The sequence below is a fragment of the Arthrobacter mobilis genome, assembly GCF_012395835.1.
GTDB lineage: Bacteria > Actinomycetota > Actinomycetes > Actinomycetales > Micrococcaceae > Crystallibacter > Crystallibacter mobilis.
In genome coordinates this window covers 3,120-16,223 of the sequence record NZ_JAAZSQ010000015.1, presented here as the reverse complement: position 1 = coordinate 16,223, position 13,104 = coordinate 3,120, and the positions used below count along the sequence as shown (strand labels likewise).

Annotated in this window: 13 protein-coding genes; 10 read left to right on the top strand and 3 right to left on the bottom strand. The window is 69.5% G+C overall.

The window, feature by feature from the left end:
- The first annotated feature begins 29 nt into the window (after positions 1-29).
- Complete coding sequence (locus HGG74_RS14395; protein ID WP_312856856.1) at positions 30-917, top strand: PaaX family transcriptional regulator; 888 nt, start codon at positions 30-32, stop codon at positions 915-917.
- Here HGG74_RS14395 and HGG74_RS14390 read toward each other — a convergent pair.
- Together HGG74_RS14390 and HGG74_RS14385 are read right to left on the bottom strand one after the other, a co-directional pair.
- Complete coding sequence (locus HGG74_RS14390) at positions 884-1,651, bottom strand: alpha/beta hydrolase family protein (protein ID WP_205761959.1); 768 nt, start codon at positions 1,649-1,651, stop codon at positions 884-886. The genes HGG74_RS14395 and HGG74_RS14390 overlap by 34 nt on opposite strands.
- 77 nt (positions 1,652-1,728) lie before the next feature.
- The gene (locus HGG74_RS14385) at positions 1,729-2,214 is read right to left on the bottom strand and encodes a cupin domain-containing protein (protein ID WP_168487425.1); all 486 of its coding nucleotides are present in this window, start codon (positions 2,212-2,214) and stop codon (positions 1,729-1,731) included.
- A 209-nt stretch (positions 2,215-2,423) separates the two neighbouring features.
- Here HGG74_RS14385 and HGG74_RS14380 point away from each other — a divergent pair, with 209 nt between their 5' ends.
- The 4 genes from HGG74_RS14380 to HGG74_RS14365 all read left to right on the top strand — a co-directional run bounded on the left by HGG74_RS14380 (position 2,424) and on the right by HGG74_RS14365 (position 6,489).
- Positions 2,424-3,479, top strand: coding sequence for an MBL fold metallo-hydrolase (locus HGG74_RS14380; protein ID WP_246262916.1), 1,056 nt, complete (start codon positions 2,424-2,426; stop codon positions 3,477-3,479).
- Positions 3,476-4,933, top strand: coding sequence for an MFS transporter (locus HGG74_RS14375; RefSeq protein WP_168487424.1), 1,458 nt, complete (start codon positions 3,476-3,478; stop codon positions 4,931-4,933). The genes HGG74_RS14380 and HGG74_RS14375 overlap by 4 nt, the downstream gene beginning before the upstream one ends.
- A gap of 144 nt (positions 4,934-5,077) precedes the next feature.
- Positions 5,078-5,518, top strand: a complete 441-nt coding sequence (locus HGG74_RS14370; protein ID WP_312856855.1) for an acyl-CoA thioesterase — start codon at positions 5,078-5,080, stop codon at positions 5,516-5,518.
- 62 nt (positions 5,519-5,580) lie between these two features.
- Positions 5,581-6,489, top strand: a complete 909-nt coding sequence (locus HGG74_RS14365; RefSeq protein WP_246262915.1) for a PaaX family transcriptional regulator — start codon at positions 5,581-5,583, stop codon at positions 6,487-6,489.
- A 107-nt stretch (positions 6,490-6,596) separates the two neighbouring features.
- On the opposite strand, the gene HGG74_RS14360 is transcribed toward HGG74_RS14365, so the two are convergent.
- Positions 6,597-7,013, bottom strand: coding sequence for a RidA family protein (locus HGG74_RS14360; RefSeq protein ID WP_168487423.1), 417 nt, complete (start codon positions 7,011-7,013; stop codon positions 6,597-6,599).
- 155 nt (positions 7,014-7,168) lie between these two features.
- On the opposite strand from HGG74_RS14360, the gene HGG74_RS14355 reads away from it, so the two are divergent.
- From HGG74_RS14355 to HGG74_RS14335, 5 genes are all read left to right on the top strand, one after another.
- Positions 7,169-8,026, top strand: coding sequence for a fumarylacetoacetate hydrolase family protein (locus tag HGG74_RS14355; RefSeq protein WP_168487422.1), 858 nt, complete (start codon positions 7,169-7,171; stop codon positions 8,024-8,026).
- Between the two features lie 44 nt (positions 8,027-8,070).
- Entirely contained in the window at positions 8,071-8,565 is a 495-nt protein-coding gene (locus HGG74_RS14350) for a cupin domain-containing protein (protein ID WP_168487421.1), read from the top strand.
- The gene (locus HGG74_RS14345) at positions 8,562-9,464 is read left to right on the top strand and encodes an acyl-CoA thioesterase (RefSeq protein WP_168487420.1); all 903 of its coding nucleotides are present in this window, start codon (positions 8,562-8,564) and stop codon (positions 9,462-9,464) included. The genes HGG74_RS14350 and HGG74_RS14345 overlap by 4 nt, the downstream gene beginning before the upstream one ends.
- Positions 9,465-9,492: 28 nt before the next feature.
- Entirely contained in the window at positions 9,493-11,151 is a 1,659-nt protein-coding gene (locus tag HGG74_RS14340) for an AMP-binding protein (protein WP_168487419.1), read from the top strand.
- Between the two features lie 20 nt (positions 11,152-11,171).
- Positions 11,172-13,104, top strand: a 1,933-nt coding sequence (locus tag HGG74_RS14335; RefSeq protein WP_168487417.1) for an oxidoreductase, incomplete at its 3' end; no start/stop codon positions are given.

Below are 13,104 nucleotides of genomic sequence, written 5' to 3'. Positions count from 1 at the left end.
CGGCACGCCGGGCTGCCTAGGATGGAAGGGTGTCCACCCCCGAGCTGGAATTGAGCCGCCCGCCCCAGCCGCCCCGTGCCCAGCGGGTGCTGCACCAGGAACTGATCGTGACCCTCTACGGGCTGTACGGCGGCGGCGCCGGCGGCGTGCTGCCGGTCTCGGCGCTCGTGGCCATGCTGGCGGACCTGGAGATCGACGGGCAGGCGGCCCGGTCCACGATCTCGCGGCTGAAGGCCAAGGGAATCCTGCACAGTATCAAGGACGACGGCGTGGCCCGCTATGCGCTCTCCGAGGACGTGCTGGACCTCTTTAACGCCGACGACCAGCGCATCTTCGCGCCGGAGCGCTCGCGGCCGGGGGATCCCTGGTCGCTGGTGGTCTTTTCGGTGCCCGAGGCCGAGCGCAACCGCCGCTACGAGCTGAAGGCCGAACTGACCAGCCTTGGGTTCGGTTTCGTGGCCGCGGGCGTGGCGATCGCGCCCAGTACCGTGATGGAGCAGGCGATGGCCCGGCTGGCCGCGCGCGGGCTGGACCGCTACGCCGAGTATTTCTCCGGCGACTACCTCAAGGGCGGGGATATCCGTGCCCAGGTGGGGCAGTGGTGGGACCTGGACTCGCTGGACCGGCAGTACACGGAGTTCCTGGACGACTACTCGGAGCTGGCGGACTACTGGGAGCAGCGGGCGGCGGACGGCGGAACGCTGCCGGCCACCGAACGCCGGCTGGCCTTCCGCACCTACGTGCCGCTGCTGACGCTGTGGCGGAAGTTTCCCTACCGGGACCCGAACCTGCCGCTGGAGTACCTTCCCCCGGAGTGGAAGGCACCGCGCGCCAAGCAGGTCTTCCTGACGCTGCACAGGATCCTGCGGGCCCCGGCGGCCGATCACGCCGGGGAACTGCTGCGCAGCCGGAGCTGATCCGCGGCGGTTTCCAGCCAGTGGCGCACCCGCTCCCACGCAGGAGTCGACGGGTCGATCGCGGCCAGATGGTCCAGATCGTGCGGGGACGCGAAGTCCACTTGGTCTCCGCCGCTGCGGGCAGCCGCCACGAAATCCTGCGAATGTTCCACCGGCACGCGCTGGTCCGAGGCGCCGTGGACCACCAGCAGGGGAATCCCCAGGGGCAGCTGCCAGACCGGCGAAGCCGCCTCGTACACGGCTGGGGCCTGCCCAGGGGACGTGCCGAAAAATTCCGCGGCGGCGTTTTCGCCCAAGCCTTCGCGCCAGGTGCGGGCGGCGTCGGTGACCGGGGCCAGGGCGACGGCGGCGTCCAGCCGGTCCGCCGTCAGCAGGGCCAGCTGCCCGCCGACCGAGTGTCCGATCCCGACCAGCGGCCCGTCCCAGCTGGAACGCCACGGCGTCGCGGTGACGGCATCGATTGCCGCCCGAACGTCGTCCAAGGTGGCCGGCCAGCCGCCGCCGTTGCCGGTGCGGCGGTATTCGATGTTCGCCACGGCCCAGCCGTGCGCGGTGAGGTCCCGGACAAGGGGCGCCATGAGCGAGGCATCGAAGCGGGCCCGCCAGTAGCCGCCGTGCACCAGGACGGCGACGCCGCGGCATGGGCCATGCGCCGGGTCCCAGCACTGGACGGTCTGGGCCGCGTGCGCCCCGTAGGCCAGCGTCAGCGGCGGCAGGGAGATGCCGGTCTGCATGGGGATTCCTTTCACGAAGCCAGCCCGGCCGGTGCCCGGTGCCGTGGCACCGCGCCCCGGCCAGGAGCGGCTGAACGTTACGCGCCGGGGACGGTGCCCGGGGGCAGGAAGTCGACGTCGTGCAGGGCCGAGCGGCGCACCACCTCGGCGGGGTCCTCCAGGTTGTGCAGCTGGTCGAACAGCTGGGCCAGGCGCCCGGCGGGGCTGACCCAGAACAGGGCCTTGCCCGGGGTTTCGCCCTTGTTGTAGTAGGCGTGCGGCAGGTCCTTGGGCATCCGCACGGTGTCTCCCGGGCCGGCGGTGGTCCACTCCCCGTCCAGGTAGAGGGTGTAGACGCCTTCCATCACATAGATGTGCTCGTCCTGGGTCGGGTGCACGTGCGGGGGCACCCCGGTGCCGGTCGGGTCCAGGGAGAGCCAGGCGAAGCTGGTGGCGCTTTCGACCTTGGCCAGATAGGTGTGCCCGAGCACGTTCCACGTCTTGTTGCCCATCGCCTCGCTGGCGGGCGTGATGCCCTTCGGCAGCGCGCCGAGCACGATTTCCTGGTCTTGCTGGATACCCATGGAAGGTCCTTTCGTTGGGCTTGCGGTGGAGCCAGCATGCCAGAGCAGCACTGGATATGCAATAGGTATTGCGATCGCAAAAGCTACTACATATGATGTGGATCACGTCCGGCCGTCCGTGCCGGTTCTTTCCGTTCAGCACGCCGCAGCCCGCCTTCCGGCACGTGCGGCCTCCGCCCATCCATTGAGGAAACGAGGGCCAGTCAGTCATGAACAATCCCGAACGAGGCATGTCCGTCCACACGCTGGGGACAGGGGGCGGCCCGATTGTCTCCGCCAGCCGCGCCGGTACCAGTACCGCGGTGAAGGTCGACGGCGCCGCCTACGTCGTCGACTGCGGCATGGGCAGCATCCGCAATTACCGCTCCAGCTGCGCGTGGTCCGAGCTGCGCGCCGTCTTCCTGACCCACCACCACTCGGATCATGTCTACGACCTGGGCTCCTTCCTGGTCACCGGCTGGCAGGTGCCGGGCGAATCCTTCAGCGCACCCGTCCAGGTCTTCGGACCTGGCCGGCCACCGCGCGTACCGGCCCTGGACGCGGCGCACGCCGGTTACGTCGACGAGCGGGTTGGTGACCGGACCATGGCCGGCACCACCGAGATGGTGGACGCACTGCTGGACCGGGTGTTCGCCTCGGATATCTGCATCCGGATGGCCGACGAGGGCCGCAGTGAGCCGCACGAATGGGTTACCGCGCACGATATCCAGATCCCGCCGTCGGCCGGCGCCGACCCGGTCACCGCCCGGCACCCCGTGATGGAGCCCTTTGAGGTCTACCGCGACGAACTGGTGACCGTTACTGCCATCCTGGTGGACCACCGCCTCTGCTATCCCGCCTTCGCCTTCCGCATCGATTCGGCCTACGGCTCCGTGGTCATCTCCGGCGATACCGCCTACTCGGAAAACTGCATCAGGCTGGCGCGCGGCGCCGACCTGCTGCTGCACGAGGTCATGGACCTGGAGGCCATCCTGGCCACCTTCCCGGACGGGCCCACGCGGGACGGCATCGAGGTCCACCTGCGCGAATCCCACACCTCCTTCGACGAGGTGGGCAAGGTAGCCAGCGCCGCCGGCGTCGGTTCGCTGGTGCTGCACCACATCGTGCCGAATACCCCGGGGGCAGCGGACGTGCGGAAAATGGAAGAGGCCGCGCGGCGGGACTTCGCCGGTCCGGTGCAGGTGGCCGAGGACAATGACTGCTTTGTCATCCGGCCCGCAGCCGGACTTGCCGCGGGCCGCGAGGAAGCGCAGGTGGGCGCATGAGCACGCAACAGCAGATCCCGCCGCACACCCTGCGCGCCGCCGTCACCCACGGGAAGATGAACCGGCGCGCCTGGCTGGTCACCTCAGCCCTGGTGGTCTTCCAGATCATCAACTTCGCGGACAAGGCAGTCCTGGGCCTCGTCGCGGATTCGGCCATCCGGGAACTGGGGCTGACCGCCGGCGAATTCGGCTTCATCGGCAGCGCCTTCTTCTTCCTCTTCGCCATCGCCGCCGTCGCCGTCGGCTTCCTGGCCGGGAAGGTACCCACGCGCTGGATCATCCTCACCATGGGCATCTCCTGGGCCGTGCTGCAGTTCCCCATGCTGTTCGGCGGCGGTGCCGCGGTGCTGCTGGTGACCCGCATCCTGCTGGGCGCGGCCGAGGGGCCGGCGACGCCGATTACCCTGCAGCACGTGCACGGCTGGTTCCCGGCCAAGGAGCGCGGGCTGCCCAGCAGCCTGGTCGCCATCGGGTCCACCCTGGGGCCGATTGTCGCCGCGCCGGCGCTGGCCTGGATCATCGCCAACCCTGCGCTCGGCTGGCGCTGGGCGTTTGGGTTCCTCGGTATCGTCGGGCTGGTCTGGTCGCTGTGCTGGCTGCTGGTCGGGCGCGACGGCCCATACAGCCACACCACCCGGAAGCGCGCCCCGGCTCCCGAGGAACCTGCCGACGGCGGTGCGGCTGCCGCAGGGCCGGTGGAGCAGCCGGCGGACGGCGGCCGGGACAGCATCGCCGACCGCGCAGACCTGCTGCACATGGTGCCGATCCGCCGGGTGCTGGGCACCCGCATGTTTGTCGCGGCCGTGCTGGCCGGGGCCGGCTGCTTCTGGGCGCAGGGCTTCCTGACCACCTGGTCGCCGAAGTACCTGGCCTCGGTGGTGGCGCTGAGTCCGGAAATGATCGGCCTGGTCTCCACCTTCCCCTGGCTCCTCGGCGCGGCGGCCCTGCTGGTCCTGGGCTACGCATCGCGCTTTTTGATGCGCCGCGGCGTGACCGTGCGCTGGGCACTCGGGGCCCTGTTCGGCGCCATGCTGCTGTGCTCGGGTGCCTGCTTCCTCATCCTGCCCCACCTGGGCGGTTCCGCGGCGGTGGTGTTCGTGACCCTCGGCGCCGGCCTGGCCATGATCTACCCGCTGGCCCCGACCGCGGTGGCCTTCTGCGTCTGCTCCAGGCAGCGGGCCGCGGTCATGGCCTCGCTGACCGGCCTGGCCTCGCTCGGCGGCGTAGTGGCCCCGGCCATGGTGGGCATGCTGATGGACGCGGCAGGCTACGTCCCGGCCCCGAAGGGCGTGCCCGAGACCGCGGAGATGGCGGCCCGGCTGGGCGAGGGCATGGATTCGGCGTTCTGGATGATCGGCATCTACCTGGTGGTGGTCGGACTGCTGAGCGTGCTCATGCTGAACCCGGACCGCACGGCGTCCCGCCTGCAGGAACGGTTCGCCTTCAACGGTTAATTATTAAGGAGTGGCTGCCTGCCTGCACGTATGTGTGCAGGCAGGCAGCCACCTGGCACTGGATTCTTTTTTATTGCCGTCATATTCACACGATAAAATGGCGCCCAGGAGCCTGCGGAGAACCGCGGGACGGAGAGGAGCGGCGTGGACACCCCGGAGAGCCAGGCATTGCCCGGCGCCTGCATCGAGCGGACCGTCGAATGGGTCGATACCGACGCGGCCGGCCACCAGCACAACTCCGCCATTGTGCGCTGGGTGGAGGCTGCCGAAGCCGAACTGTTCCGCCGACTGGACCTGCCCGGCTACTTCCCGTGCGCCCCGCGCGTGCAGCACGTGCTCAACTACCGGGGCAAGCTGTGGTTCGGCCAGCGCATCACCGCCACGGTGAAGGTGCAGAAAATCGGCCGCACCTCGATGACCTTCGCCTTCGAGATCCACGGCCAGCCGCACGAAAAGTCCGCGGGCGGACTGGCCGCCTACGGGACCTTTACCACCGCCTACGTGCCCGAGGGGGCCGACGCCGCGCAGCCCTGGCCCGGGCACTTCCTGCGGGCCATCACCGGTGCCGGCGCCGTGCCGGCCTGAGCTCGCGGCTTCTTCCCGCTCCTTCCAGGCCTGGCGCCTATGATGATCGGAGTCCTATTGCCATGCCTGATGTAGAAACGAGGGTCCAGCGGATGGTCACCGTCCCCGTACCGCCGCTGCGGCACCAGCCGCTCATCCTGACCATCTACGGCCTCTACGGCCGGCGGGGCGGCGGCCCGCTGCCGGTCTCGGTGCTGATCGAGATGCTCGGCGACCTGGGCCACGACGCCCCCGGCGTACGCTCGGCCGTGTCCCGGCTGAAGGCCAAGGGGGTGCTCAACAGCGTCAAGAACGGCGGCGTGGCCAAGTATGAGCTGTCCCCGCGCTCGCTGGAGATGGTCAGCGAAGGTGACGAGCGTATTTTCGCCCCGTACCGGGCAGCGGCCGGCGGCCCGTGGGTCCTGGCCATCTTCTCCGTCCCCGAAACCATGCGGGACCGCCGGCACCAGCTGCGCACCGAACTGACCCGGCTGGGCTTCGGGTCGGTGTCGCCGGGCGTGTGGATCGCGCCCTCGGGGGTGCGCGAGGGGGCCAAGCGGCGTCTGGCCGCGCGGGAGTTGGCCGAGTATGTGGAATTCTTCACCGGCGACTACTCCGCCGAAGGGGATATGCGGGCGCGGGTGGCGCAGTGGTGGGACCTGGAGGAGCTCGCCGCGCAGATCGGCGAGTTCATGCAGTTCTACGGCAATTCGCTCGCGGAGTGGACCGCCGAGGTGGGGGAGGACCCGGAAGCTGCGTTGGCCGCCTCCACACCGGAGCTGCGCCGCGACGCCTTCAGGTACTACGTTCCGATGCTCACGCTCTGGCGGCGGCTGCCGTACCGCGACCCCGGGCTGCCGCTGGAGTACCTGCCCGAGGACTGGCAGGGGCCCGAGGCTCGGCGGATCTTCTTCGGCGTGCACCGGCTGATCGCCCCGATGGCCGAGGCCCACGCCATGGCCCTGGTGGCCAAGGCGGACGCGGCGGTCTGAGCCGCAGTGCAATTAAAGGCGACTTAAGGCAGGCCGGCCGGGAACATTGTCCCGGCCGGCCTGCCTGCCTGCTCTTACTGGCGCTCAGCGCTCCGGAGTCACAGTGTTCAGCGGTCCTGGATCACCGCGATGCCCTGGATCTCGATCATTGCTTCCTTCTGCCACAGCCGGGACACGCCGATCCCGGCCATCGCAGGGTATTCAGAGCCGGCCATCTCGCGCCAGATGCGGCCGATCTCCTTGCCGTGGGCCATGTAGTCGTCCACATCGGTGAGGTAGATGGTCACGCTCACCAGGTCCTGCGGCTTGCCGCCGGCTTCCGCCAGCGTGGTGAGCACGTTGGAGAAGGCCTGCCGGAACTGCTCCACGATCCCGCCCGGGACGATGTTCATGTCCTTGTCCAGCGCGGTCTGGCCGCCGAGGAAGACGGTGTTGCCGGACAGGATCCCGTGCGCGTACCCGGAGGGTTTCGGCAACGAGGCCGGGTTGATGGTGCGGTTGCCGGTTGCTGTCTGGTTGGTCATCTGGTGCCTCCTTGGCATCGCCGGTAGGTCCGGTTCCGGGGATTTGAAAAAACCTCTAGTGCAGACCAAGTGATCGTGCTAACTTGAGCATATGTGACGGCCGTAAAAAAGTCGATACATTGAACCAGGCAGGCAACACAGGAGGAACCGAGGGCATGAAACTGGCCACCCTGCGCACCGGCGCACAGACGACGACGGCGGCGCTCGCCGTCGGCCCGGATGCCTACCTGCCGCTGCCGGCGGGCGACGTCGGGGCGCTGCTGCGCGACCCGGCCTGGCGCGAGGTGGCCCGGGAAACGGCCGCCCGCGCGGCCCGCTCCGCCGTCGTGCAGGCCGCCGCCGGTGACCTGGCCCCGCTGCTGCCGCAGGCCGGCAAGGTGATCTGCTGCGGGCTGAACTACGCGGACCACATCCGGGAAATGGGCCGGGAACTGCCCGAGTACCCCACGCTCTTCGCCAAGTTCGCCGACACGCTTGCCGGGGCGGCGGACGAGGTAGTGGTCCACGGCAGCGAGCGCGTGGACTGGGAGGCCGAACTCGCCGTCGTCGTCGGCGGCACGCTCACCCGCGCGGACGAGGCCGAAGCCGCAGCGGCGATTGCCGGCTACACCGTGGCCAACGACGTCTCCATGCGCGACTGGCAGAACCGTACCCTGCAGTGGTTCCAGGGCAAGGCCTTCGACGCCACCACCCCGGTGGGCCCGGTCATGGCCACCCCGGACGAGGTCGGCGGCGCCAACGTGGAAGTCCGCGGCTACGTCAACGGTGAACTGGTCCAGCGCGGCCACACCTCCACCCTGGTCTTCGGGCCGGCCCGCCTGCTGGCCTACATTTCCCGGTTCACCACCTTGCGCCCGGGGGACCTGGTCCTGACCGGCACGCCCGGGGGAGTGGGCATGGGCATGACGCCGCCGCGCTTTCTGGCTGACGGCGACGTCATCACCACCGAGATCGACGGCATCGGGCGCCTGGAGAACCGGGTGTCGATCCGCCAGCCGGCACTGCAGGACTAACCAGCCGCTACCGAGCAGATACTGAATTAACAAGGAGCACGACGATGACCGACACCACCACCGATTCCCGCACTACCTACCGCACCGAAGGGGACAACTCGATCTATGCCGGCCCCGACGGCAAGGTGGTCCCCGTGGTCACCCGCAGCGGCGCCGAGGACACGAACACGGCACAGTCCGGCGACTGCGTCCGGGTCTCCGGCGTGAGCATCCAGCACACCCCCGCCACCAGGATCTGGTTCGGCCAGGTCTCCAACGTCCCGGGCTACCGCTCGCTGCCGCACCACCACGGCGAGGCGGAGACCGGCGGCTACGTGCTGCGCGGCCACGGCCGGATCTACTTCGGCGAGGACTACTCCGAATTCATCGACATGAAGGCCGGGGACTGGGTGTTCGTCCCGCCGTTCATGCCGCACGTGGAAGCAAACATGTCCGTGACCGAGGAACTGGTCTGGCTGACCACCCGCACCCCGGAGAACATCGTGGTCAACCTGCCGGACGTGGCCGACGAGACCCTGGAAGGATACCGGCGGGCATGAACACCGTGACACTGGACGGGGCCCTGACCGCGCAGACGTTCCTGCGCGCCGTCGACCTGGCCCCGGTGGAGCCCCAGATCCACGACGAGGCGTACGAGGCGACCACCCAGTACGTGCCCTGGCCCAAGGCCTACGGCGGGGACATGGTGGCCCAGGCCGCCGTCGCCATGATGCGCTCGGTCGAGGCGGACCGGCAGCTGCACTCGATGCACAGCTACTTCATGCGCCCCGTGGACATCGGTGCAGCCGTCCGCTACGAGGTGGAGCGGCTGCGCGACGGGCGCGGCTATTCCACCCGCAGCGTGCGCGGCTACCAGGGAGGCAAGGCCGTCTACGCGGCCATGGGGTCCTTCCATGTGCCCGAGGAGGGGCCGGAGTTCCAGCCGGCAATGCCGGCCGCCGTCGACCCGAACTCCCTGCGCAGCGCCGCCGAGGCGCTCGAGGGTGTCGAGGGGGCGGCCGCCGAATACTGGTCCGCCGGACGCAGCTTCGACATGCGCCATGTGCCGGGCCCGGTCTATGTGCAGGTCGAGGGCGAACAGGTGGCGCAGCAGGCGGTCTGGGTCAAGGCCTTCGACCGGCTGCCCGACGGCGCGGACGCGCACAGCACGGCGAACCTGCACCGGACCGCGCTGGCGTACGTATGCGACTACACCATCCTCGAACCCATCCTGCGGGTGCACGGGCTGGCCTGGGCCGATGAGGGCCTGGCCACCGCAAGCCTGGACCACTCGATGTGGTTCCACCGTGACGGCCGGATGGATGAGTGGGTGCTCTACGCCCAGGAAGCCGTGTCCGGACAGCACAACCGCGGCCTGGCCATGGGCAGGTTCTTCGACCGCTCCGGCCGGCTCCTGGCCACCGTGGCCCAGGAAGGCATGATCCGTGCCGGCCGCTGACCGCTTCCCCGACTTCGAAAGGAACGCCATGGAACTGACCCCTTCGGCCCACGTGGACTCCTTCACGCGCGACAACCTGCCGCCGGCCGAGCAGTGGCCGGTGCTTGAATTCACCCTGCCCGAACTGCAGTACCCGGAGCGCCTCAATGCCGCGGCGGTCCTGATCGACGACGCGGTAGCCACCTTCGGGGCGGACCGGCCGGCACTGCGGACCCCGGACGGCACCGTCTGGACCTACGGCGAGCTGCTGCTGCGCGCCAACCAGGTGGCCCAGGTCCTGACCGAGGACCTGGGCGTAGTGCCCGGCAACCGGGTGCTGCTGCGCGGACCCAACAACCCCTGGCTGGTCGCCGCCTGGCTCGGCGTGCTCAAGGCCGGCGCCGTGGTGGTCACCACCATGCCGGTGCTGCGCGGCAGCGAGGTGGCCAAGATCGTGGAGCTCACCCGCCCGGCGGTGGCCATCTCGGACCACCGCTTCCTGGACGGGGTCGCCGAGGCCGCCGGCGGCGCCGCCGTCGTTCCCTACGGTTCCGACGACGCCGCGGACCTCACGGTGCGCTGTGCCGCCAAGAGCGGGGAGTTCGCCAACGTGGAGACCGCCGCCGACGACGTCGCGCTGCTGGGTCCGACCTCGGGGACCACCGGCAGCCCCAAGGTCACCATGCACTTCCACCGGGACATCCTGGCGAATGCGGACACCTTCGCCCGGCACATCCTCAAGCCCACCGCCGAGGACGTCTTCGCCGGGTCCCCGCCGCTGGCGTTCACCTTCGGGCTGGGCGGGCTGGTGGTCTTCCCGCTGCGCTTCGGGGCCAGCTCGCTGCTGACCGAGCGCGCCACCCCGCTGCAGCTGGCCGAGTACGCCGCGGCCGCCGGCGCCACCATCCTGTTCACCGCACCGACGGCCTACCGGGCCATCCTCAAGGACGGCCAGGGCGGGCTGCTGAAGGGCCTGCGGGTGGCGGTGTCCGCCGGCGAACACCTGCCGAAGGAAACCTGGGAGGCGGTGTTTGAGGCCACCGGCCTGCGCCTGGTCAACGGCATCGGCGCCACCGAGCTGCTGCACGTGTTCATCTCCGCCGCCGGCGACGATATCCGCCCCGGGACCACCGGGGTGGCCGTGCCCGGCTACCGGGCCACCATCCTGGACGAGGACGGCAACGAGCTCGGGCCGAACCAGCCCGGGCGCCTGGCCGTGATCGGCCCGACCGGCTGCCGCTACCTGAATGACGCCCGGCAGGCCAACTACGTCCGCGGCGGCTGGAACATCACCGGGGACACCTTCCTCAAGGACGAGGACGGCTACTTCGTCTACCAGGCCCGCTCGGACAACATGATCGTCTCCTCCGGCTACAACATCGGTGCCCCGGAGGTCGAGGCGGCCATCGACCAGCACCCGGACGTGGTGGAGAACGCCGTCGTCGGCCGTCCCGACCCCGAACGCGGCAGCGTGGTCTGCGCCTTCATCGTGCTGCGCGAGGGCGTCGAGCCCAGCGCCGCCAAGCGCAAGGAGATCCAGGACTTCGTCAAGGCCACGATCGCCCCGTACAAGTACCCGCGGGACATCCGCTTCGTCACCGAGCTGCCCCGCAACCCCAGCGGCAAGCTCCAGCATTTCAAGCTGCGCCAGGGCCTCGCCCAGGAATCCGGGGAAGAAACCGCAGAATTAGCCGGCGCCACGGCGTGAACCGGCCGAAAGGACACACCATGAAAATCGCAATTATCGGCGGCGGTCCGGGCGGGCTGTACTTCGGGGCCCTGATGAAGCAGCTGGACCCCAAGCACGAGGTCACCGTCTGGGAGCGCAACGCAGCCAGCGACACCTTCGGCTTCGGCGTCGTCTTCTCCGACGAGACCCTCGGCGGAATCGGCAACGCCGATCCGGTGGTGGCCGGTTCCATGAGCCGCCGCTTCGCCCGCTGGTCCGACATCGACATCCACTTCCGTGGCGAGATGACGACCGTCGGCGGCCAGGGCTTCGCCGCCATGAGCCGCAAGGAACTGCTGGAGCTGCTGCAGCGCCGCTGTGCCGAGCTGGGCGTGGACCTGCGCTTTTCGACCCTGGCCCCGCCGGTGGAGGAACTCGAGGCCAACTATGACCTGGTGCTGGCCGCGGACGGAGTGAACTCCCAGGTCCGCGCCAAGTACGCGGACTCCTTCGGCCCGGACCTGGACGTGCGGGGCAACAAGTACATGTGGCTGGGCACCACCCAGGTCTTCGAGGCGTTCAAGTTCTTCGTCAAGGAGACCGAGGCCGGGGTCATGCAGATCCACGGCTACCCGTACTCCGATGCCGGCTCCACCTTCATCGTGGAAATGCACGAGGACGTCTGGCGCGCCGCCGGCTTCGACGAGACCGCCGGCGAGGTGTTCGGCCCCGGGGTCTCGGACGAGCTGGCGATCGCCAAGATCCGGAAGATCTTCGCCGAGGAACTGGACGGCTACGAGGTGCTGGCCAACAACTCCAAGTGGCTGAACTTCACCACCGTGCGCAACCGCAGCTGGCGCCACGGCAACGTGGTGCTGCTCGGCGACGCCGCGCACACCGCGCACTTCTCCATCGGCTCCGGCACCAAGCTGGCCATGGAGGACGCCCTGGCCCTGGCCGCCTGCCTGCACGAGCACCCGTCCCTCGAGGCCGCGCTGGACGCCTACGAAACCGAGCGCCGGCCGGTGGTCGAATCAACCCAGCGCGCCGCCCAGGCCTCACTGGAGTGGTTCGAGCGGATCGGCCAGTACAAGGACCAGTCCGCCACCCAGTTCGCCTTCAACCTGCTCACCCGCAGCCGCCGCATCACGCAGGAGAACCTGCGCCTGCGCGACCCGGAATTCGCCGGGCAGGTGGACCGGCACTTCGCCGAAGCCCAGGGCCTGGACCAGGTGGCCCCGGCGATGTTCCAGCCGTACCGGATCGGCGGACTGGAACTGAAGAACCGCATCGTGGTCTCACCGATGGACATGTACAAGGCCGTGGACGGGGTGCCCGGGGACTTCCACAAGGTGCACCTGGGCAGCAAGGCCCTGGGCGGGGCCGGCCTGGTAATGACCGAGATGGTGTGCGTGTCCGAGGAAGGGCGCATCACCCCCGGCTGCACCGGCCTGTACAACGACGTCCAGCGGGACAGCTGGAAGGGCATCGTCGACTTTGTCCACGCCCAGTCCACCGCCAGGATCGGCGCCCAGCTGGGACATGCCGGCCGCAAGGCCTCCACCCGGGTGATGTGGGAGGGCATCGACGAGCCGCTGGAGTCCGGCAACTGGGAAGCCGTCGGCCCGTCCGCGCTGCCCTACGGCCCGGGCAGCCAGACCCCGCGTCAGATCGACCGCGCCGAGATGGACAAGGTGGTGGCGGACTTCGTGGCCGCCGCCCGGCGCGCCGACGAGGCAGGCTTTGACCTGCTTGAGGTGCACGCCGCGCACGGCTACCTGCTCTCCTCCTTCCTCTCGCCGATCGCCAACCGGCGCACCGACGAGTACGGCGGCAGCCTGGAAAACCGGCTGCGCTTCCCGCTGGAGGTCTTCGACGCCGTGCGCGCGGCCTGGCCGGCGGAGAAGCCGCTGACCGTGCGGATTTCGGCCACCGACTGGATCGAGGGCGGCAACACCCTTGAGGACGCCGTCGAAATCGCCCGGGCCTTCG